Consider the following 20,240-nt stretch of genomic DNA (forward strand, 5'->3'; position numbering starts at 1 on the left):
AGAGTTCCGTGCATCGACGTGTGTTGAAGCGGCTGGTTGCCGCCGCCGGTGAGAGAAAACGTGGCTTTCTGGCTCCGCTCGTCATCGGTTTCGGCATCTGGATCGGCTTTCCGACGGTCGCCGCCTATCAGGACATGACGAGCCTGGTTTCCGGCCTCGAAGCATCGAGCACGCGCTGGAATTCCTATGTCGAGAAATCCGTCGCCGGCTCCACCCATGCGGCCGAGATGCCCTTTGTCGATTCTGATGTCACCGGCTCCATCTCCGGATCGGGTGTCCACCTGGCCGGTGTCGGCAACGTGTCGTTTCGCGGCAAGGGCGGCAAGGTCAGCGGCACGCCCGATGAGGACCGCGTCGTGCGCGCCGAGAAGAAAGGGCGCATCGTCCAGATGTCTCCCGTCGCACCGCCGAAGAACTTCAACGCCGGCTCGATCTTCGAGCGCACCTCCTCCTTGCTGCGGCCCAGCATGGACAGCGGCCTGAAAATGGCTTTCGCCAAGCCGCAGATCAAAGGCAAGGAAATCCAGATCGCCGCGGCATTCCATGCGCGCGAGGACAAGAAGCCGGATCCCGGCGTGCCGGCCATGCTGGCAGCGCTGGTCAACAACGACCATCCAGACGTGCTGGCCACCGCCTACGCGCAGTCCGAGCCTGATTATGCCAAGGCATCGCCCTTCGAAGCCCTGCTTCAGGACGAGCAGCCCAATGAGGGCCGCTTCATTCCGCCGATGGCCAAGGGCGATCATTCGTGGATCCAGAACCCGCTGCCCGCCAGTGTCTTCTCCCAAAAGGAGCAGGCATGCCTTGCCAACGGCATCTATTTCGAGGCGAGGAGCGAATCCGTGCGCGGCCAAGCCGCTGTCGCCCAGGTCATCCTCAACCGCGTCCGCAATCCGACCTATCCGAATTCGATCTGCGGCGTCGTCTACCAGAACGACAGCTGGTTCAACCGCTGCCAGTTCTCCTTCGCCTGCGACGGCAGGAAGAAGCGCATCGACAGTCCCGTCGCCTACAAGACCGCCCAGGAGATCGCCATGGCCGTCACTGCCGGCAAGATCTTCATCCCGGAGGTCGGATCGTCGACCCATTACTATGCGCAATATGTCCATCCCGGCTGGGCGCGCACGATGCAGAAGATGACCAAGATCGGCCTGCATATCTTCTATCGGACCTATGGCGGCGGCTGGAGCTGAGTACGGAGCAGCCGCTGATCTTTGATGTGGCGCGCAGCCTATCGAAGAGCCATTGCGCGGGGGATTCGCGCCATGCATCCTCGTCATCATGGCGGGCACGATGTCGCACCTTTCTAATCTGTTGATTTTATTGCCTAAAATACATGGCAATGAACTTCCGCCCGTGGCTTGACGGGCGCAAACCCTCTAACTATGTTGCCGGCGACTTTAGAAGCGGACGGACGGTGACGGTCTGACCGGGCAGGGGGGTTGCGATGGCCGACAAGAATGGGCCAGACGGAACCGGAAAAACCGGCCGCGGCAATCAGCATGAACCCGATATCCGCGACGACGATCTTGAGCGCCGCCGCCGTGACCTTGAAGCTTCGCTTGCGACAAGGCGGCCGGGCCGGCTCGAGGGGAAAGACGACGCGAAAGCGGGCAGTGTGGCCGGTTATGGTCAGGCGCTCAAACTCTCCAGCGAGTTTATCGCCGGGGTGGTGGTGGGTGCCGGCATCGGCTGGATCATCGACCGTCTGGCGGGGACATCGCCATGGGGTCTGATCGTGTTTCTGCTGCTTGGTTTTGGCGCCGGAGTGCTCAATGTGATGCGTTCCGCCGGCGTTGTGGCAGAATTTGGACAGGGCGATAAATCGCGCCGTGACCAAGACGACAAGAAATGACCGCGCTTCATGTGCGGTAATGGTAACGAGGCCGTACGCGGCATTGACGGGGTTTGAACGTGGCAGCTGACAAGGTCGATCCGATCCACCAGTTCCATATCAACAAGCTGATTCCGATCGACATCGGCGGCTATGACCTGTCTTTCACCAATTCGGCGCTGTTCATGGTCGCAACCGTGATCGTCGCGGCTGGATTCCTGTTTCTCACGACGTCGAGCCGCAGCCTGGTTCCCGGGCGGCTTCAGTCGGTCTCCGAGATGGCCTACGAGTTCGTCGGCAACATGTTGCGCGATGCCGCCGGCACGCAAGGCATGAAGTTCTTCCCTCTCGTGTTCTCGCTGTTCATGTTCGTGCTCGTCGCCAATCTGCTTGGCCTGTTCCCGTATTTCTTCACCGTCACCAGCCACATCATCGTCACCTTCGGCCTTGCCGTGCTGGTGATCGCAACCGTGGTCGTCTACGGCTTCATGAAGCATGGTTTTGGCTTCCTGAAACTGTTCGTGCCGCATGGCGTGCCGGTCTTCCTGCTGCCACTGGTGGTGCTGATCGAGGTGATCTCCTTCGTGTCGCGCCCGGTCAGCCTCTCGGTTCGTCTGTTCGCCAACATGCTCGCCGGCCACATCACGCTGAAGGTGTTCTCCGGCTTCGTGGTCAGCCTGAGCGCGCTCGGCGCGGTCGGCGTCGCCGGCTCTATCCTGCCTCTGGCGATGGCGGTGGCGCTGACGGCACTGGAACTGCTGGTCGCCTTCCTGCAGGCCTACGTCTTTGCCGTGTTGACCTGCATGTATCTCAACGACGCCCTGCACCCCGGGCATTAGGTCCAAAAGTTTCCGGCCCAGGAATTTCCAACATAGGCGCCGGATGGAATCGCAACGGAATTTTAGATCCAAAGGAGTTGAACAAATGGACGCAGAAGCAGCAAAGTACATCGGCGCCGGCATCGCTTGCCTGGGCATGGGTGGCGCGGGCATTGGCCTCGGCAACATCTTCGGCAGCTACCTGGCGGGCGCACTGCGCAACCCGTCGGCTGCCGATGGCCAGTTCGGCCGCCTGATCTTCGGCTTCGCCGTGACCGAAGCTCTGGGCATCTTCTCGCTTCTCATCGCGCTTCTGGCCCTGTTCGGCTGAGCACTCGGGAAGATTGGACAGGCCGGCCGCGCGAGCGGCGGGCCTGAATTTCGGGGATAGTCCATGTTCGTGACATCTGCCTTTGCGCAAGAGTCCGCGCCATCAGCCGATACCAGCCACGCTGCGACGGAAGGCGACACGCATTCCAGCACCAGCGTGCCTGCTGAAGCGCATGGCACGTTTCCGCCATTCGATCCGGCGACGTTCCCGTCGCAGCTTCTGTGGCTGGCGATCACCTTCGGGCTGTTCTATCTCTTCCTGAAGCGGGTGGTGATGCCGCGCGTCGGCGGCATCATCGATGTCCGCAACGATCGCATCACGCAGGACCTTGATCAGGCGGCCAAGTTGAAGGGCGAGGCCGACGCCGCCGTTGCTGCCTACGAGCAGGAACTGGCGGAAGCCAAGACCAAGGCCAACGCGATCGGCCAGCAGGCCAGCGACGCGGCCAAGGCCGAGGCCGATACCGCGCGCAAGAAGGTCGAGGCCGCGCTCGACGCCAAGCTTGGCGAAGCCGAAGCCCGCATTTCTTCCATCAAGGCCAATGCCATGAAGGAAGTCGGCAGCATCGCCGAGGATACCGCTTCGGCGATCGTCGAAGCCCTGGTTGGCGGCAAGGCCAGCAAGGCCGAGATCGCGGCCGCGGTCAAATCCGTGGCCCGGTGAGGAGCGCATCATGGATTACACATCTCTCGCGACGCTCTGGGCCACGGTTGCCCTGGTCATCTTCCTGGGCATTGCCGTCTACATCAAGGTGCCTCGCCTGATCGCCAAGGCGCTCGACGCCCGCGCCGCCAGGATCAGCAATGAACTGGACGAAGCACGCCGACTGCGCGAGGAGGCCCAGCAACTGCTTGGCCAGTATCAGCGCAAGCGCAAGGAAGCCGAGCAGGAGGCCGCCGACATCGTCGCCGCCGCCAAGCGCGAAGCCGATATGCTTGCCGCCGAGGCGCACAAGAAAACTGAGGACTATGTTGTCAGGCGCACCGCGCTTGCCGAACAGAAGATCGGCCAGGCCGAGCGTGACGCCATCAGCGAAGTCCGCGCCAGCGCCGTCGATATCGCCGTCGAGGCAGCGCGCGCGCTGCTTGCCAGCAAGATCGACGCCAAGGCCGGTGCCGATCTGTTCAAGGCATCGCTCGCGGACGTGAAGTCGAAGCTGAACTGAGCCCTCACGGCCCTCATACAATTAAAGCCGCCCGGGCAACCTGGCGGCTTTTTTGCTTGGAGAGTGCGTGAGACGCCGAAGCGGTCAATCTCCCCACAAGGGGGAGATTGGCTTGTCGCCGCCGCCGTTGTTCAATCCAGCCCAGCAAAGCTCTCTTCTTCAACCACTTCAGCGCCACCCAGCCTGAACGGCGAAAACGATACGCGATGCAGCCGCGCCACCGGGCCATGCGCTTCGATCGCGGTGCGATGGCGAAGCGTGGCGTAGCCCATATGGACTTCGAACCCGTAGCGGTCGTGGTGGTTGCCGCATCCGCACATCATGCGGTCCCGCATTACCTTGGCGACGATCGAGGCGGCAGCGATCGATTGCGAACGCTGGTCGCCCTTGATCAGCGCGCGCCCTTCACAAGGCAGCCCCGGTGGCACGTCGCGTCCGTCGGCAAGGGCGAGTTTCGGTCGGACCGACAGCCCGACCAGGGCGCGGCGCATGGCTTCCAGGCTTGCCTTGAGGATGTTGCTGCCGTCGATGCCCTCGGCGCTGATGGAGGCCATTGAGACCGCCTGCGCAGAGCCGAGAATTCGCAGGAACAAGGCCTCACGCTGCAAATGGCTGAGGCGTTTGGAATCGTCGAGGCCGTCCGGAATGTTGGCGGGATCGAGCACCACGGCCGCGGCGACCACCGGCCCGGCCAGGGGGCCACGGCCGGCCTCGTCCATCCCGGCGACCGGCCACAGGCCCTCCGCCATCGCCTTCGTCTCGAAGGAGAAGTCAGGCTTCTCGATGATCTCAAAGAGAGGCGGAGAATCAGAACGCGCGCGAGCCATGTTGCGGCGAGGTTCGCATCGGCTCTGATTCTCCGCAAGTCCCTCCGGGTCGGGTGGGGCGCCGGACCGGGAGGGCACCGTCTGCAGGCCGGGGCAGGCCGGACGGGATTCTGGTGCCGCGACGGATCAAACCACCGCGACGAATTGTCTCTCAAAGCAGCGTCAGCTGCACCTGGTCTTTCCCGGCGGCAACGAACTGGTCGGTCCGCAGCGTGCGCCGTTCGGCATTGAGGCCGAGCCGCTTGGCTGTGATCTCGAAGCGCCGGCCGATCTGCCAGGCGTAGGGACCGGCGCCCTTCATGCGCTTGCCCCATTCCGAATCGTAGTCCTTGCCGTCGCGCATCGAGCGGACCAGCGACATCACATGGCGGTAGCGGTCGGGATAATGGCGCAGCAGCCAATCCTTGAAGATCGGGCTGACCTCCAGCGGCAGGCGCAGGATCACGTAGCCCGCTTCGCGCGCGCCGGCCGCACGTGCGGAATCGAGGATGCGTTCCATCTCCGGATCGGTCAGGCCCGGAATGATAGGAGCCACCATGACCGACGCCGGAATGCCGGCATCCGAAAGCTGCCGGATCGCTTCCAGCCGCTTGGTCGGTGTCGACGCGCGCGGCTCCATGGTGCGCGCCAGCATACGGTCGAGCGTCGTCACCGACAGCGCCACCTTGGCGAGCCCGCGTTCGGCCATGCGTGACAGGATATCGATATCGCGCGTCACCAGAGCGGACTTTGTCACGATGCCGACTGGATGGCCGCGCGCTTCCAGCACTTCGAGAATTTCGCGCATGATCCGGTATTGCTTCTCGATCGGCTGGTAGGGGTCGGTGTTGGTGCCGATGGCGATGGTGCGCGGCTGGTAGCTGTCTTTCGAAAGCTCCTTGTCAAGCAAGCGCGCCGCATCAGGCTTGGCGAACAACTTCGATTCGAAATCCAGACCCGGCGACAGGCCCATGAACGCGTGCGTCGGGCGGGCAAAGCAATAGACGCAGCCATGCTCGCAGCCGCGATAGGGGTTGATGGAACGGTCGAAGGAAATGTCGGGCGATTCGTTGCGGGTGATGATTGTGCGCGGCTTCTCGACCTGCACTTCGGTCTTGAAGGGCGGCAGTTCCTCCAGCGAATTCCAGCCATCGTCGAACACGTGCCGGCTGACCGGCTCGAACCGGCCGGACGGATTGATACCCGCTGACCTGCCGCGGTTGCGGTCCGGGCGGACACGCATGCCGCTCTGCTCGACCATCGCGTTGGCCATCTCGGCTCTTCCTGCTCCGAAAGCTGCAATGTCGGCGCGCACGATCTGTTCCATTTTCGCCCGCTCCCAGGGACTGTCCATGTTGTGTCGAATCGCTCTGCTCATGAAATTATTCCTATTTCGTTGATAAGAACAAAGCAAGAACTTTCTATGGTGCGATGCAAAACTGGCGCTGTCGGGCGCTTTCCGCTATTCGGCTAAGGATGCTCAGTGTTCTCATCGAAACCCGCAACGACGAGGAGGGCCTCGCCCGCACGCTCGCCTCGCTGATTGGCGGCGCGGTCGAAGGCGTGGTGCGTGAAGTCATCGTCTGCGACACAGGCTCTACCGACCAGACGCATCATGTGGCCGAGCATGCCGGCTGTCAGTACGTGACGGGCGGTGTCGCTGCCGGCATCCGCCAGGCCAAGGGGGATTGGTTGCTGCTCCTGGAGCCGGGCGCGCGGCTGGTGGAGGGCTGGATCGATGAAGTTGTCGCCCATACGGCCAGGCAGACCATGGCGGCACGGTTTTCGCGCACGCGAGCCAGTCGCACGCCATTCCTGGCCCGGGTCTTTTCGGGGAACCGCGCCTTGGCCGACGGCTTGCTGATCAGCAAGCGTCAGGCGGCGGCCGCGGCCAAGAGTGCCGGCAGTGCCGAGGCCATCGCCCGCGGCCTCGCGACGAAGCGGCTCGACGCCGAAATCTGGATGGCGCCGGCCAAGCAGGAGCGCCGCCCCTCGACGTGATTTTTTGCAGTTGCTCAGGTCATTGTGCATTGCACAAAGTTTGACGCGGGGTTAGCTTCCGTTCAAGCGGGAATTGGGTTTGGGTCATGCCGAGAGGCGAGCACCGATGCGGCATCGGTGGTGCTCTCATAGCCGAGGACCCAATGAAGCTTTCAACCCCCGACACATCCGGCGCGGCCAGTCTCGAGGCCATTGCGCGCAACGGCAGCCTGCTGCGGCGCATCGCCGTGCGTATTCCAACCTATCTGACGGACCTGCGTGAGAACCCTGCCTGGCTGCCGATGTTCGTGTTGGCGCGCACCATGCCCGGACGCCGCATGCATTGGCTCGGCGCAAAGCGCGCCCGCCCGGTCGCCAATGCCGGGGATACGATGTTTGCCGGTGTCGAACGGGGAGCGGTCGTCGATGCGTTGCGCTCCGACGGGCTGTTCTCAGGCCTGGTCCTGCCGCCTGATATCCATGAAGAGATCGCCGACTTCGCCGGGCGCACGCCTTGCTTCGGCAATTTCGACCGCCGTCTCGAATTCATGCCGGGGGAACATGCCGAGGCCGAGAAACGCCTTGGCCGCTCGCTGCTTAGCGGGCATTTTTTCGAGCGCATCCTCGACTGCCCGGCGGCGCTTGCCATCCAGCGCGATCCGCTGCTTCTGGATATTGCCGCGCACTATCTCGGCGGCCAGGCGAAACTGATCACGACGCGGGTCTGGTGGAGTTTTCCCACAGGTGCCGCTTCGGATGCCGACAAGAACCTCGCCTCGCTCGGCAAGTATCATTTTGACCTCGACGACTGGCGCATGCTGAAATTCTTCTTCTACCTCAAGCCGGTCGACGCCGACACCGGTCCGCATGTCTATGTCAGGGGCAGCCACAAGCGCCGCAGCCTAAAGCATCAGCTTACCCTTCTGGTCGGCCATCCCGCGCAACAGGTTCTGGATGTCTATGGCGAGCAGAGCCCGGTGACGCTGACCGGCGAGGCCGGTCTCGGCTTCGTCGAGGACCCCTTTGGCTTTCATATGGGCACCGTGCCGGCACGCACGCCGCGACTGATGATGGAAGTCGGCTTCGGCGTATCGCCGCCGTCGCGCCGACGGTTTCATGGCGAGCCGGTCATCCGCTGAGAGCTGCCTATCCGAAGCTCATCTCGACAGGCGTCCAGTGAGCGCGGCGCCTGGCTTGGCGCTGTGCCCGGCTTTCGGCATCGAAGTCGACACGAGCCGGCTCCTGATTGAACCGCTCTCGGTCGTCCAGGGCGTTGATGATGACGATCGCCCTTGCGTCATCCTCTCCGGCGATTGCGGCGACATAGACGCCGCAATCCCGGCAGATCAAATAGTCGGCCGTCCTCAGCCCGAACTGATATTTTCGCAATCGCGCCTCATCCTTGACCGAGATGGTCAGTCTGCCGTCCGGATCGGCAATGGCGCGCGAACCATGTCTGACACAGAACGAGCATTGGCAGGCGCGAACTTCGATTTGCGATGGGTCGAGTTCGGTTGAAAATGCAAGGCGTATGTTGCCGCAATGGCATCCGCCGGTATGCGTGGTCATGGTTCTGCCTTGTCGTGATGGCGATGATCGCCTTCAGGCAAGGTACTTTTCCGAGGTTCGGTTTGGAATGGTGTTTCGAAGGCACCGGTGCTGTTCTGCCTGCAAAAGCGGCGTGGAACCGACGCTTTGCCTGGCTTTTACAAAGCCGATTTGCCGCGCCGTAAATGCTCGTCCAGGCGCGGCATGATCTCGACGAAGTTGCACGGCATGTGCCGGTAGTCGAGCTGCGCTTTCAGGATGCCGTCCCACGCGTCCTTGCAGGCGCCTGGCGAACCCGGCAGCACGAAGACGAAGGTGGCGTTGACGACGCCGCCGGTCGCCCGACTCTGGATCGTCGAGGTGCCGATCTTGTCGTAGGAAATCCGGTGGAACACTTCCGAAAAGCCATCCATGCGCTTTTCGAAGATCGGCTCCAGCGCGTCCGGCGTCACGTCACGGCCTGTGAAGCCGGTGCCGCCGGTGGTGATGACGACATCGATATTCTTGTCCTGTGACCACGCCAGAACCGTGTCGCGGATTTTCTCGCGGTCGTCGGTGACGATATTGCGGGCCGCCAGCAGATGGCCGGCCTCGGTGATGCGGTCGGCCAGCGTCTGGCCGGATTTGTCGTCGGCGAGGCTGCGCGTATCCGAAACGGTCAGCACCGCGATGCGCACGGGAATGAAGGAGCGGCTCTCGTCAATTCTGGCCATCTGCGCCCTCCGATGCGATGCTGCGCGTCGCGGCAACGAACCAGTCGGGCTGGCGGCCGCGGATTTCGGCGGCGGCGCGCTTGGCGACATTGCCGGTTTCGAACAGGCCGAAACATGTCGCGCCGGATCCCGACATCCGCGAGAACCCCGATCCGGCCTTGTTCAGCCAGGAAAGCGCCCTGCCGATTGCGGGTTGCACCTCCAGCGCCGCGGGCTCGAGATCGTTGCGGGTGATCTCCAGCCAGTTGCGCAGGCTGTGAAAATCGATGCTGCGCGGCAGCGGCGGCAAGGCCTCATTGTCGCGCCGGGAAAGCGCTGCAAAGACATCCGCCGTCGACACCGGGGTGCCTGGATTGACCAACACCAGGCCAAGCGCCGAAAAATCCGGCACCATCGACAGTTCATCGCCGATGCCACGCGCCACCAGCGGCTTTGCCGCCAGGCACATCGGCACATCGGCGCCAAGCGAAAGGCCGATCCGCGCCAGCTCGCTGCCATCGATGTCCAGCGCCCATGTCTCCACCAGTCCGCGCAGCACGGTCGCCGCGTCGCTCGAACCGCCGCCGACGCCGGAGGCAACCGGCAGGTTCTTTTCCAGCCGAATAGCGACCGGCGGTGTTCTCTCGTGCCCGGCTGTCTGCCGCAGGGCATCGCGCGCCTTGAGCACCAGATTGCTGGCGTCGAGAGGAACGGCCGGGGCGTAACGGCCGGATACGGTAAACTCATCGCCGTCGGCGGGCGCGATTTCGACCCTGTCGCCAAACCGTGTGAACACCGCCAGGCTCTCGATCAGATGATAGCCGTCAGGGCGCCTGCCGGTGACATGCAGCGCAAGATTGATTTTGGCGTGTGCGTGCCAGCTACGCGACCCGATGTCGGTGTCCACAATCGTCTGCGGGATGATGCTCAGTCCTTGGCCAGCCGGTATTCGCCGGTCTTCGGATCCTTGACCAAAGTGCCGATCGCGCCGTTGGCCGTTTGCTTTTCTGTGCGCCGCACCTTGGCGGTCACGCGCTCGGCTTCCCTAATGAAGGTGCGGTAGCCGAAATAGGCGGCAACGCCAACGACGGCCAAGAAAATGATCTGCGGCATGCCAAAACTCCTCCCACGCTGGGCCGGCGAAGGCGGCCGGTCGGGTCGGTTGATGCATGTCGGCCCGCTTTTGGGAACACGACATGCATGAAACTCAAGCTCTCATGCTAGACGGTTTTGCCGGGTTTTCAAAGCCCGAAGCGAGACCACAATGCGCGCTCTTCCGCCGCATCGATCACGCCGCTGGCGGCAGCGGCTGCGATATCGGGCGCTGAAAAGCCCTTGCTTGAGCCGAACAGGCCGAAGCGGCTAAGGAAACCGCGCGGTGTCGTGATCAGCCTGAGTTGGGTTTTCGCCCCGAAACGGGTCTTGAGCACAGTGCGCATGTCGCCGAGCGCATCGACCAGCCCGAGTTCGAGGCCCTTGATGCCGGTCCAGAACAGGCCGGTGAACAGGTCCGGATCGTCCTTCAGTTTCGTGCCGCGCCGCTCCTTGACGAGGTCGATGAAGGTTGCGTGCACCTCGAGCTGCAGCGCCTTCAGCCGCTCGACATCTTCCTTTTTCTCGGGCTTGAACGGATCGAGCACCGCCTTGTTCTGGCCAGCGGTGTGGACACGTCGCTCGATGCCGATCTTCTTCATCAGTTCCGGGAAGCCAAACGAAGCCGAGACGACGCCGATCGACCCGACGATGGAGGACGGATCGGCAAAGATCTCGTCACCGGCGACCGCGATCATGTAGCCGCCCGACGCCGCGACATCCTCGACGAAGACCAGTACCTTTTTGTTCTTTTCCGTGGCCAGGTCACGGATGCGCTTGAAGATCAGCCTAGACTGCACCGGCGAGCCGCCCGGCGAATTGATCGAGATGGCGACCGCCGGCGCGTCGTAGGAAAACGCCTTCTCGATGAGGCCGGCGGTGGAAGCCAGCGACAGGCTCGGCCGAAACTGCCCACCGCCTGCCATGATGGTGCCGTGCAGCCGGATGACCGGAATGGTGACGACGGTGGAGCGCCAGGATTTCGGCAACAGGCGGTTGATGAGTCGTTTCACGAGGGCGCGGTCTCCGGTCGATAGGTTGCAGGCATGTAGGGATTTCCCGGCCAACGGCAATGTGGCCGGGCAGAATAGCTCAATCTCCGAACAGCGAGGCGAGGCCGTTGGTGATCATTTCGCTGCGCTCGTCGGGGCCGTTGCCTGATTGCGCGTGCAGCATCAGGGGCGGGCGGATGGCAAGCTTTCCCCGTGTCCCGAGCGCTGCCCGCACGACGATGCGGATCGCCGCCGCATCGGGACGAGGGTGGACGGCGAGCATCTCGGCATCGCCGAAGCGGCCGGCGATCGCATCGAGAATGGCGCCGAGCTGTTCGGGCCGGGCGATTACGGCGAGCCCGCCGCGCGGCCTGACCACCGCCGCCGCACTGCGGATCCAGCTCTCGAACACCCCGTCCTCCATGACATGGGCCTCTTTTCTGAGGCGATCGGGGGAGGCGCGGTCCCGGGGAGCGTTGAAGGGAGGGTTCATGATGACGAAGTCGAAGTCGTTGTCGGCGAGGCCGGCGGCCGCCCGCGCCCGGCCCGATACGGTGACATCGGCGACCAGCACGGATGCGCGATCGCTGAGATGGGCATTGCCGGGATGGGCAAGCGTCGCCGCCGCGAAGGCCGCCATTTCCGGCGCGCGTTCGACAAGCACCGCCTCTGCCGCCGGGCAGCGTGACAGCACCGCCAGTCCGGCAGCTCCGGCTCCGGCGCCGAAATCGGCCAGGCGCCCGCTAAAGGTCGATGGCACGGAGGCCGCCAGCATCATCGCATCCATGCCGGCGCGATGACCGCCATGTTTGGGCTGCACGAGCCAGAATCGGCCGCGATGGAAAGCATCGACCGTATGGGCCGGCGTGTCCGGGACAAGGGCGGCGGGCGCGGCGGACATTATTTTCCGCGGATTTCGTTGGCGATGCCGGCATCCGTCAGGATGCGCCGTGCCGCGTCGGCCTGGTCGGCATCGACCATGACGCGTTTCTGCAAAAGGCCGATCGACCCTTCGAGAATGCTCATATTCTGATCGGCGACAAAGCAGGCGATGCCGGCGTCGCGCATCAGCGATTCAACAAAGGAGATGATCACGGCATCGTTGGTGCGGACAAGTTCTATCATCGTATGAAACTCGCAGTTTGCGCTATTGATGTAAACGGGCAGGGGATTCCGAGGCAGAGCCCCTTTCCCTCTCGGGTCGTTGACATTCCGTCATCGACGCCGCGCCAATTCGCCACTTGCCGTGGCCATGTCCGCCGCCCTAGAGTCCATGCAGGGACTAAGGGTGCCGTCGCACGCTCTATACCAAGACGGGAGTGATTGTTGTGGGTGTCGTTCTCAACATCGAAAACGGGAAGCGGGAGCCCGCCTCCATCAAGGATCTGATCGATCTGACAGTGGCGGATATGGGGCGCGTCAATGAATTGATCCTGTCCAAGGCCGGCTCCGACGTCGAGATGATCCCGGAGGTCGCCAACCATTTGATCTCGTCCGGCGGCAAACGGCTGCGGCCGATGCTGACGCTGGCCGCCGCGCAGATGTTCGGCTATGCCGGCGAGGGCCACGTCAAGCTCGCCACCTCCGTCGAATTCATGCACACGGCGACGCTTCTCCACGACGATGTCGTCGACGAGAGCGGCATGCGGCGCGGCAAGAAGACCGCCCGCATGATCTGGGGCAACCAGGCAAGCGTGCTGGTCGGCGACTTCCTGCTCGGCCAGGCTTTCCGCATGATGGTCGATGTCGGCTCGCTCGAAGCGCTCGATATCCTGTCGAGTGCTGCCTCCATCATCGCCGAGGGCGAGGTTATGCAGCTTGCCGCCGCCAAGAACCTCGAAACCACCGAGGACGAGCATTTCGCCGTCATCAAGGCCAAGACCGCCGCACTGTTTTCGGCTGCTGCCGAGGTCGGCCCCGTCATTGCCCAGGCGACCCGCAACGATCGTGCGGCGCTGCGCTCCTACGGCATGAATCTCGGCCTTGCCTTCCAGCTGATCGATGACGCGCTGGACTATGGCGGCACCAGCAAGGATCTCGGCAAGAATGTCGGCGACGATTTCCGCGAAGGCAAGGTGACCTTGCCGGTCATTCTCGCCTATCGGCGGGGCACGAAGGCCGAGCGCACTTTCTGGAAGCGTGCCATCGAGGACAATGTCACCGATGACGCCGGTCTGGAAAAGGCGATCGGCCTGATGACTCGCCATGGCGCCATTGCCGACACGATCGGACGCGCCCGCCATTTCGGCGAGATCGCCCGCGACGCGCTGGCGCCGCTGGAAGCGACGCCGCAGAAATCGGCGCTGATCGACGTCATCGATTTCTGCATCAGCCGGGTGAACTGAGCGGCGTCACCCGGTTGCCGGCTACTTCGCCTTTCCCGGCAAAGCGATTGCGGCAAGCAGGCTGACAACGATGCCCGCCGCCGCCAGCCAGAAGGCGATCTGTATGCCGTCGGCTATCGCGGCCTTCAGTGCATCGCCGCTCAATCCGCCGACATGGCTGTTGGCGATCGCGATCAACGTCGCCATGCCGATCGCGTTGCCGATGTTGAGCGTCGTGCAGGCCATCCCCGAGGCGACGCCCTGTTCGTCGTGAGCCACGCCCGACGCGGCCGCGATCCACATGGCGGTCCAGACGATGCCCTGTCCGACACCGGAGATGATCAGCCCTGGAACGAGAGCCAGATAGAAGCTGTTGGCTGATGCTCCAAGGACCATCAGCGCCGTGCCGGCCGCCCCTATGACCATGCCGCCGACCAGGGTCGAGCGGGTTGAAAAGCGCGTTGCCAGGCGTTCACCGAGCTGCGTGCCGGCGGCGATGGCGATCGACGGCACCAGGAAGGCGAGGCCGGTTTCCAGCGCGGTAAAGCCATGCACGGTCTGCAACAGGACGGTGAGGAAATAGGGCAGGGCCCCGAACGTTCCCATGAACAGGAAGGTGATCGTCATGCCGGCGACGAGGCTGCGATTGCGGAACAGCCGCAGCGGCATCAGAGGGTCGGCGCTCCTTGCCTCTATCAGCGCGAAGGCGATGATGAAGATCGCTGCCAGCGCGGCGCTGGCGATGATCGCTGGCGAACCCCAGCCATATTCAGGTCCCTGGACCAGCGTGAAGACCAGCAGCGTGGCGCCTGCGGTGACGGTCAGCGCGCCCGGGAGATCGAAGTTGCGGTGCTCGCGCCGCTTGGGGTCGCGTGGAATGATGGCAAAAGCGGCGATGATGGCGATGCCTGCCAGCAGCACATTGACGTAGAAGACCGACGACCAGCCGAAGGCGCCTGTCAGGAATCCACCGGCCAGTGAGCCAAGGGTGAGGCCGCTCGCGCCGGCACCGCCCCACACCGCCAGCGCCCTGTTGCGTTCCGGTCCTTCGGCAAACAGGCGGTTGATCAGCGAGAGCGTCGCCGGGAACAGGAAAGCGCCGCCGATGCCTTGTACAGCGCGGGCAGCGATGATGATTTCCGGCGACCAGGCGAGGCCGCCGACCAGCGACGAAAGCGCATAGAGCCAGAGAGCGAAGATGAAAATGCGGCGCTGACCGATAAGGTCGGCGGCTCGGCCGCCGAACAGCAGAAAACCGCCGGTAAACACGGTGTAGGCGCTCACCACCCATTGCAAGGTCTGGCCGGAAAAGCCCAGTCCAGCCCCGATTTCGGGCAGCGCCACGAAGACGATGTTGATGTCGAGAGCGATGATAAGCTGGGCGAAGGCGAGCAATGCCAGCGTAGCGCCGCGCTTCGCGCCAACCTCTCCCTGTGTCGCCATGGCGCCGAACGGCAGCCCTTGATCGAATGAACTCATGCCAATCTCCTTTTGGTTCTTTATCGATCGACAAAGAATTGAATTTGCAATCCGGAGTCAAGCGGATTATTTGTGGATCGATAAAGAAATGGAGGCTGCAATGGCGGGACGGCCAAGGGAGTTCGACAGAGCCCAGGCTCTGCAGAAAGCGCGCGATGCCTTCTGGATGCGCGGCTACGAGGGCACCTCGATGGCCGACCTCGTCTCCATGCTTGGCCTAGCCTCGGCGCGCATCTATGCCGCCTTTGGCTCGAAGGAGGATCTGTTTCGCGAAGCCGTTGTTCTCTACGAAACCAGCGAAGGAAGCTTCGCCACCAGCGCGCTTGCCGAGGAGCCGACCGCAAGGCGGTTTGTCGAGCGGTTGCTGCGCGATGCAATCGAAATCTACACAAGGCCGGACTTGCCGAAAGGCTGCATGGTCGTCTCGGCCGCCACCAACTGCGCCACGGAAAACGATAACGTGCTGCACTGGCTGGCCGAGCGCCGACTGGCGCGCAATGCATTGATTGTCGAGCGCCTGAGAAAGGGCGTTCGCGACGGCGACCTCAAGCCGGATACTGATCCGGAAGCGCTTGGCGACTACTACACCACGCTGTTGTTTGGCCTCTCTGTGCAGGCGCGCGACGGGGTGCCGAAGAAGCGGCTGCATGACCTGATCACCGTGGCGATGCCTGCACTCGACGGTTTCGTCTCACAGCCTTGAGTCTTGCTTCTGGCGCCTCGCGATTTCGACTGCAATTGGCTCGACAAGCTGCCCTGCCGCAAATTATCTATAAACATGGCAAAGGGCACGGACGACACCATCGCGGTGCGCATCAGCAAGGTTCTGGCGGACCGGATCATTTCCGGTGCGATCGAGCCAGGGGCCAGGCTTCGGCAGGATCATATCGCCGAGGAATTCCAAACCAGCCATGTTCCGGTGCGCGAGGCCTTCCGCCGTCTCGAGGCGCAGGGACTGGCCATCGGCGAGCCGCGCCGCGGCGTGCGTGTCGCGTCTTTCGATCTGGGCGAGGTCAAGGAGGTCGCCGAAATGCGGGCAGCACTCGAAGTGCTGGCGCTGCGCCACGCCGCGCCGCATCTGACATCGGCCATTCTCGATCTCGCCGAGGAGGCGACCAAGGCCGGCGACAAGTCCCGCGATGTCAGGTCGTGGGAAGAGGCCAACCGCGCCTTCCACCGCTTGATCCTGTCGCCATGCGGCATGCCGCGCCTGCTCGCGACCATCGACGACCTGCACGCGGCAAGCGCCCGTTTCCTGTTCGCGGCATGGCGGTCGGAGTGGGAGACGCGCACCGATCAGGACCATCGCGCGATCCTCACCGCCTTGCGGCAGGGAAACACCGAATCCGCGGCCGTCACACTGGGGCGGCACGTCCAATGGATTGGCCGCAAGCCGGTCAGGACGGCTTCCGGAACGACGCGCGAAGCCTTCGCCATAGTAGGTTAGACGGCCTCCGCCAAAGCCAGGGCTTGCAATCCCCAGGGAAGTGTGGATTCGATAATAGATCGAAAACAGAAATTATCTATAATTTGCAATCGATCGAAGGAATCCCAATGACAGACGTCGCATTCTCACCCGGCAAGCCGTCGTTCAGTCCGCTCCAGCTCCAGGATCGTTCTCTTGCCTGGCAGGTTGGAGCCGTCGTGCTTGGCACGCTGTTCCTGGCGCTGGCGTCCTATATCGAGGTGCCGATGGTGCCGGTCCCGGTAAACATGCAGACCTTTGCGGTGACACTGATCGGCGCCCTCTATGGCTGGCGGCTTGGCGCGCTCACCATCGCCGCCTGGCTGGTCGAGGGTGCGGTCGGCTTTCCGGTTCTGTCCGGAGGGGCAGCGGGTGCGGCGCATTTCGTCGGGCCGACGGGTGGCTATCTCTTCGCCTTCCCGCTTGTCGGCGCACTGGTCGGCTGGCTGGCCGAACGCGGCTGGAACGGCAAAAGGGTGATGCTTGCCTTCGTCGCCATGCTGCTTGGCAACCTTGCCTGCCTTGTGCTTGGCACAGCATGGCTTGCCGTCATGATTGGAGCCGAACAGGCCGTTACCTTCGGCTTCCTGCCGTTCATCGTCGGCGGCTTGCTCAAGTCAGCGCTGGGTGCCGCGACCCTCATGGCCCTTCCCGGCGGCAAGGCGAAGCCGGCCAATCCGTGACGATCAGGCTGCGCGCCCATCACCTCCTTTGCCTGCTCACCTATGTGGGCAAGGGATACAGCCCCGCCTTCATCGCCAATTATGATCGCGTCGCGGAGCGCCTGAGCCGGGGCGAGGGCATCCTCCTCGTTTCCGGCCCCGACGATGTCTGCGCTCCCTTGCTCGACGAGCCGGAACCGCATTGTCTCAACGAGAGTGTCGTCGAGCGGGACCGGCTCGCCGCGCTGGATGTAGAGGAATTGCTGGCGCGGCCAATCCGTGTCGGCACCCACCTCGATCTCGACACGGGGACCTTAGCCCGGATGCGGCAGGCGTTTTCGGCTGGCCTTGTACGCAAGGCCTGCGGCGGCTGCGAATGGAACGAACTGTGCAGCACGATAGCGGCCGGTGGATATAGCGACACGCTGGTGCAGCGGTCCGCCTCGCCAGCCAAGGGTTGATATTGGCGCCGAGCTCAAGGGTCGAAGCTGTGATATATTCGGCGCTGCGCAGGGCCATGGCCGAAATTCAAAATCGGAAAACTGCCCCCTGTCGCCATGATTTGTTAATCGGGTGCCCGGATTGTGAATTCGAGGCGGATTGAAGCGCGACCCCAAAAAGGCCATGCTTTGCCTGGAAAGATCGAGTCTACGCCGATCCCGCTGATGCGGAGATGGCGCCTGGCTGAAAGGGATACGATGCGGCAAGGATGTGCGCGCTGGCTGACAAGGCTGGCAATTGTGACAGGCATGACGATCTCGGCTTTGCCGGCCTATGCCAAGCAGACCAGCGAACCGGTCAAGATCACGTCATTTTCGGGCGCCTATCTGGCAGCCCGGATCGCCGAAGGCGATAACGACCTCGACAGCGCCATCGCCTACTACAAGCAAGCATTGGCCTTTGACCCGAGCGACACCGGCCTGCAGCAGAGCCTGATGCTGTCGCTGATCGCGCAAGGGCGCTTCGACGAGTCCCTGGTCTATGCCGACAAGCTCAAGGAAGTGCCTGACGTCGAGCGTTTCTCGCGCTTGGCGCTCGCCGTCGATTCCTTCCACAAGAAGGATTTCACCAAGGCGCAGTACTGGCTCAAGCTGTCGCTGGAATCCGATCTCGACCGGTTGATCTCCGGGGTGATGTCCGGCTGGGCGCAGCAAGGCGCCGGCGAGCCTGCCGATGCGATGGCGTCCATCGACAAGCTGCAGGGGCCGGATTGGTTCGGCCTGTTCAAGTCGTTCCACCGCGCCCTGATCGCTGATGCATCCGGCATGCCCGAAAAGGCCGAGGCGATCTATGCCGCGACCATGCAGGATACCGCCGCCGGCGGTGCCGCTCCCGAAACCTGGATGCGCAATGCCCAGGCCTACGCCTCGTTCCTGGTCCGCAAGGGCGACAAGACCAAGGCGCTGTCGGTGCTCGACCAGGCCGAGGCGTTTTCGCCGGGCAAGCTGGAAATCGTCGCCTTGCGCGACCGAATTGCAAAAGGCGACAAGATTGCGCCGCTGGTTGCCGGTCCATCCGATGGCGCCTCCGAAATCCTGCTCGACCTCGCCACCGCGCTCAACCGTGGTGGCGGCGAGCCCTTCGTCCGCCTCTATCTGCAATATGCGCTTGCTTTGAAGCCAGATAGCGACGCTGCCCTTGTGCAACTCGCCGCCGTGTCCGAGCAATTGAAGGACGGCGAAGGTGCCATCGCGCTCTATCGCCGGATTCCCGCCGCTTCGCCGCTGAAGGAGCTTTCGGACCTGCAACTCGGCCTCAATCTTGCCGATCTCGACCGTCACGAAGAAGCGATCACCCATCTGAAAGCCTTGGTCGACGCCCATCCCAATGACATGCGCGCCTATCTGGCGCTCGGTGGCGTCTATTCCTCGAAGGACGATTTCCGTTCGGCCGCCACTCTCTACGATAAGGCCGTCGAGGTGCTGAAGGCGCCGACCGCGGCCAACTGGAACATCTTCTACCAGCGCGGCATCGCTTATGAGCGCCTGAAGGAATGGCCCAAGGCCGAGCCGAACTTCCGCAAGGCGCTGGAACTGTTCCCCGACCAGCCGCAAGTGCTGAACTATCTCGGCTATTCCTGGGTCGACATGAACATGAACCTCAAGGAAGGCCTGGCGATGATTCAAAAGGCCGTCGACCTCAGGCCGAGCGACGGTTACATCGTCGATTCGCTGGGTTGGGCCTATTTCCGCCTCGGCAGGTTCGATGACGCGGTGCGCGAAATGGAACGCGCCGTGTCGCTGAAGCCGGAAGATCCGGTTCTCAACGATCACCTCGGCGACGCCTACTGGCGCGTCGGCCGCAAGCTGGAAGCCACCTTCCAGTGGAACCAGGCTCGCGACCTGAAGCCGGATCCCGATGTGCTGGCCAACTTGCAGCAGAAGCTGATGAAGGGCCTGCCGCCGATCGAATCCAACACGGCGCAGGAGACCCCGAAGGTCAAGCCGGAGCCGGTGCCCGCCCCGAAGGGATGAAGTCAGCCATTTGAATTCAACGCAAGCGGGGCTCTTTCGGAGTCCCGTTTTCGTTTGAACCGTATTAGGCTGGCTGTCTCAGAAGAGCTTGCGATAGACGACGAAGCCGGAGTGTTCGGCGACCTTGTCGTAAAGCTTCATCGCCGTGTGATTGGTCTCATGCGTCAGCCAGTACACGCGGCCCGAGCCGGCCGCCTGGGCGCGCTCGTAGACGCCCTCGATCAGCGCCCGTCCGATGCCTTTGCCACGCGATGCCTGCGTGGTGAAAAGGTCCTGCAGATAGCAATTCGGTGCGATCGCCGTGGTGCTGCGATGGAAGAGATAGTGCACGAGGCCGAGAAGCTGTCCCTCGCCTTCGGCCACCAGCGCGTGGACCGGCTCATAGGCATCGAAGAAACGAGACCATGTCATCTGGGTAATCTCACCCGGCAGGGCCGTTTCGCCCGAGCGGCCATAAAATGCATTGTAGCCATCCCACAGCGGCAGCCATTGCTCGAAATCCTGTCGCGCGACAGGGCGGATGACGATCGGGCTGGGCATGGCTGAAACCTGTTGTCGTTGCTGCACAGGCAAACAGA

At 63.1% G+C, this 20,240-nt stretch carries 25 protein-coding genes; 14 read left to right on the forward strand and 11 right to left on the reverse strand.

The features are described 5' to 3' along the window. The first annotated feature begins 8 nt into the window (after positions 1–8). The 6 genes from NKJ37_RS01360 to NKJ37_RS01385 all read left to right on the forward strand — a co-directional run bounded on the left by NKJ37_RS01360 (position 9) and on the right by NKJ37_RS01385 (position 4,148). On the forward strand, positions 9–1,193 hold the full coding sequence (locus NKJ37_RS01360; RefSeq protein WP_352772268.1) for a cell wall hydrolase: 1,185 nt from the start codon (positions 9–11) through the stop codon (positions 1,191–1,193). A 254-nt stretch (positions 1,194–1,447) separates the two neighbouring features. Further along, complete coding sequence (locus tag NKJ37_RS01365) at positions 1,448–1,855, forward strand: AtpZ/AtpI family protein (RefSeq protein WP_023808678.1); 408 nt, start codon at positions 1,448–1,450, stop codon at positions 1,853–1,855. Positions 1,856–1,914: 59 nt separating this feature from the next. Further along, positions 1,915–2,673, forward strand: coding sequence for a F0F1 ATP synthase subunit A (locus NKJ37_RS01370; protein ID WP_023808677.1), 759 nt, complete (start codon positions 1,915–1,917; stop codon positions 2,671–2,673). 85 nt (positions 2,674–2,758) lie between these two features. Continuing rightward, positions 2,759–2,983, forward strand: coding sequence for a F0F1 ATP synthase subunit C (locus tag NKJ37_RS01375; RefSeq protein WP_006206606.1), 225 nt, complete (start codon positions 2,759–2,761; stop codon positions 2,981–2,983). A gap of 63 nt (positions 2,984–3,046) precedes the next feature. Further along, the gene (locus tag NKJ37_RS01380; RefSeq protein ID WP_352440006.1) at positions 3,047–3,646 is read left to right on the forward strand and encodes a F0F1 ATP synthase subunit B; all 600 of its coding nucleotides are present in this window, start codon (positions 3,047–3,049) and stop codon (positions 3,644–3,646) included. Positions 3,647–3,656: 10 nt separating this feature from the next. Then, complete coding sequence (locus NKJ37_RS01385; protein ID WP_352751258.1) at positions 3,657–4,148, forward strand: F0F1 ATP synthase subunit B; 492 nt, start codon at positions 3,657–3,659, stop codon at positions 4,146–4,148. 131 nt (positions 4,149–4,279) lie between these two features. Here the strand turns inward: NKJ37_RS01385 and rnhB are convergent, their stop codons facing one another. Together rnhB and NKJ37_RS01395 are read right to left on the reverse strand one after the other, a co-directional pair. Next, positions 4,280–4,975 carry a ribonuclease HII gene (gene rnhB / locus NKJ37_RS01390; protein ID WP_023808674.1) on the reverse strand — a complete coding sequence of 232 codons (696 nt, stop codon included), beginning with the start codon at positions 4,973–4,975 and terminating at the stop codon, positions 4,280–4,282. 151 nt (positions 4,976–5,126) lie between these two features. Then, on the reverse strand, positions 5,127–6,281 hold the full coding sequence (locus NKJ37_RS01395) for a PA0069 family radical SAM protein (protein ID WP_023808673.1): 1,155 nt from the start codon (positions 6,279–6,281) through the stop codon (positions 5,127–5,129). 149 nt (positions 6,282–6,430) lie between these two features. On the opposite strand from NKJ37_RS01395, the gene NKJ37_RS01400 reads away from it, so the two are divergent. Both NKJ37_RS01400 and NKJ37_RS01405 read left to right on the forward strand, forming a co-directional pair. Further along, positions 6,431–6,955 (forward strand): glycosyltransferase, encoded by a 525-nt coding sequence (locus NKJ37_RS01400; protein WP_023808672.1) that lies wholly within the window; start codon positions 6,431–6,433, stop codon positions 6,953–6,955. Between the two features lie 143 nt (positions 6,956–7,098). Next, complete coding sequence (locus tag NKJ37_RS01405) at positions 7,099–8,073, forward strand: hypothetical protein (protein ID WP_023808671.1); 975 nt, start codon at positions 7,099–7,101, stop codon at positions 8,071–8,073. A gap of 7 nt (positions 8,074–8,080) precedes the next feature. Here the strand turns inward: NKJ37_RS01405 and NKJ37_RS01410 are convergent, their stop codons facing one another. From NKJ37_RS01410 to NKJ37_RS01440, 7 genes are all read right to left on the reverse strand, one after another. Beyond that, positions 8,081–8,503: a GFA family protein gene (locus NKJ37_RS01410; RefSeq protein WP_023808670.1), complete on the reverse strand. Its 423-nt coding sequence runs from the start codon at positions 8,501–8,503 to the stop codon at positions 8,081–8,083. A gap of 137 nt (positions 8,504–8,640) precedes the next feature. Beyond that, positions 8,641–9,195, reverse strand: coding sequence for a molybdenum cofactor biosynthesis protein B (gene moaB / locus NKJ37_RS01415; protein ID WP_023808669.1), 555 nt, complete (start codon positions 9,193–9,195; stop codon positions 8,641–8,643). After that, positions 9,182–10,081: a 4-(cytidine 5'-diphospho)-2-C-methyl-D-erythritol kinase gene (locus NKJ37_RS01420; protein WP_023808668.1), complete on the reverse strand. Its 900-nt coding sequence runs from the start codon at positions 10,079–10,081 to the stop codon at positions 9,182–9,184. The genes moaB and NKJ37_RS01420 overlap by 14 nt, the downstream gene beginning before the upstream one ends. Positions 10,082–10,101: 20 nt before the next feature. Further along, positions 10,102–10,287 carry a hypothetical protein gene (locus NKJ37_RS01425; RefSeq protein ID WP_352772272.1) on the reverse strand — a complete coding sequence of 62 codons (186 nt, stop codon included), beginning with the start codon at positions 10,285–10,287 and terminating at the stop codon, positions 10,102–10,104. Positions 10,288–10,415: 128 nt separating this feature from the next. Then, positions 10,416–11,279, reverse strand: a complete 864-nt coding sequence (locus NKJ37_RS01430; RefSeq protein WP_023808666.1) for a S49 family peptidase — start codon at positions 11,277–11,279, stop codon at positions 10,416–10,418. A gap of 79 nt (positions 11,280–11,358) precedes the next feature. After that, positions 11,359–12,159: a tRNA1(Val) (adenine(37)-N6)-methyltransferase gene (locus tag NKJ37_RS01435; protein ID WP_352772275.1), complete on the reverse strand. Its 801-nt coding sequence runs from the start codon at positions 12,157–12,159 to the stop codon at positions 11,359–11,361. Next, entirely contained in the window at positions 12,159–12,383 is a 225-nt protein-coding gene (locus tag NKJ37_RS01440; RefSeq protein ID WP_127257011.1) for a putative signal transducing protein, read from the reverse strand. The genes NKJ37_RS01435 and NKJ37_RS01440 overlap by 1 nt, the downstream gene beginning before the upstream one ends. 203 nt (positions 12,384–12,586) lie before the next feature. Between NKJ37_RS01440 and NKJ37_RS01445 the strand changes: the two genes are divergently transcribed. Further along, a complete protein-coding gene (locus NKJ37_RS01445) occupies positions 12,587–13,603 on the forward strand; it encodes a polyprenyl synthetase family protein (protein WP_023808663.1) in 1,017 nt (338 codons plus the stop codon). 21 nt (positions 13,604–13,624) lie between these two features. On the opposite strand, the gene NKJ37_RS01450 is transcribed toward NKJ37_RS01445, so the two are convergent. Then, positions 13,625–15,061, reverse strand: coding sequence for an MFS transporter (locus NKJ37_RS01450; RefSeq protein ID WP_352772278.1), 1,437 nt, complete (start codon positions 15,059–15,061; stop codon positions 13,625–13,627). Between the two features lie 100 nt (positions 15,062–15,161). Between NKJ37_RS01450 and NKJ37_RS01455 the strand changes: the two genes are divergently transcribed. From NKJ37_RS01455 to NKJ37_RS01475, 5 genes are all read left to right on the forward strand, one after another. Beyond that, positions 15,162–15,764 (forward strand): TetR/AcrR family transcriptional regulator, encoded by a 603-nt coding sequence (locus tag NKJ37_RS01455; RefSeq protein ID WP_023808661.1) that lies wholly within the window; start codon positions 15,162–15,164, stop codon positions 15,762–15,764. Positions 15,765–15,839: 75 nt separating this feature from the next. Next, positions 15,840–16,508 carry a GntR family transcriptional regulator gene (locus NKJ37_RS01460; RefSeq protein ID WP_127290934.1) on the forward strand — a complete coding sequence of 223 codons (669 nt, stop codon included), beginning with the start codon at positions 15,840–15,842 and terminating at the stop codon, positions 16,506–16,508. A 107-nt stretch (positions 16,509–16,615) separates the two neighbouring features. Further along, positions 16,616–17,209 (forward strand): biotin transporter BioY, encoded by a 594-nt coding sequence (locus NKJ37_RS01465; RefSeq protein WP_023808659.1) that lies wholly within the window; start codon positions 16,616–16,618, stop codon positions 17,207–17,209. Continuing rightward, positions 17,206–17,649: a DUF1284 domain-containing protein gene (locus tag NKJ37_RS01470; RefSeq protein ID WP_352772283.1), complete on the forward strand. Its 444-nt coding sequence runs from the start codon at positions 17,206–17,208 to the stop codon at positions 17,647–17,649. The genes NKJ37_RS01465 and NKJ37_RS01470 overlap by 4 nt, the downstream gene beginning before the upstream one ends. Before the next feature lie 237 nt (positions 17,650–17,886). Beyond that, positions 17,887–19,662 (forward strand): tetratricopeptide repeat protein, encoded by a 1,776-nt coding sequence (locus NKJ37_RS01475; protein ID WP_023808657.1) that lies wholly within the window; start codon positions 17,887–17,889, stop codon positions 19,660–19,662. A 78-nt stretch (positions 19,663–19,740) separates the two neighbouring features. Here NKJ37_RS01475 and NKJ37_RS01480 read toward each other — a convergent pair whose 3' ends face one another. Beyond that, complete coding sequence (locus tag NKJ37_RS01480; RefSeq protein ID WP_023808656.1) at positions 19,741–20,202, reverse strand: GNAT family N-acetyltransferase; 462 nt, start codon at positions 20,200–20,202, stop codon at positions 19,741–19,743. Positions 20,203–20,240: the final 38 nt, after the last annotated feature.

It is taken from the genome of Mesorhizobium sp. M0140, assembly GCF_040322475.1.
Lineage (GTDB): Bacteria > Pseudomonadota > Alphaproteobacteria > Rhizobiales > Rhizobiaceae > Mesorhizobium.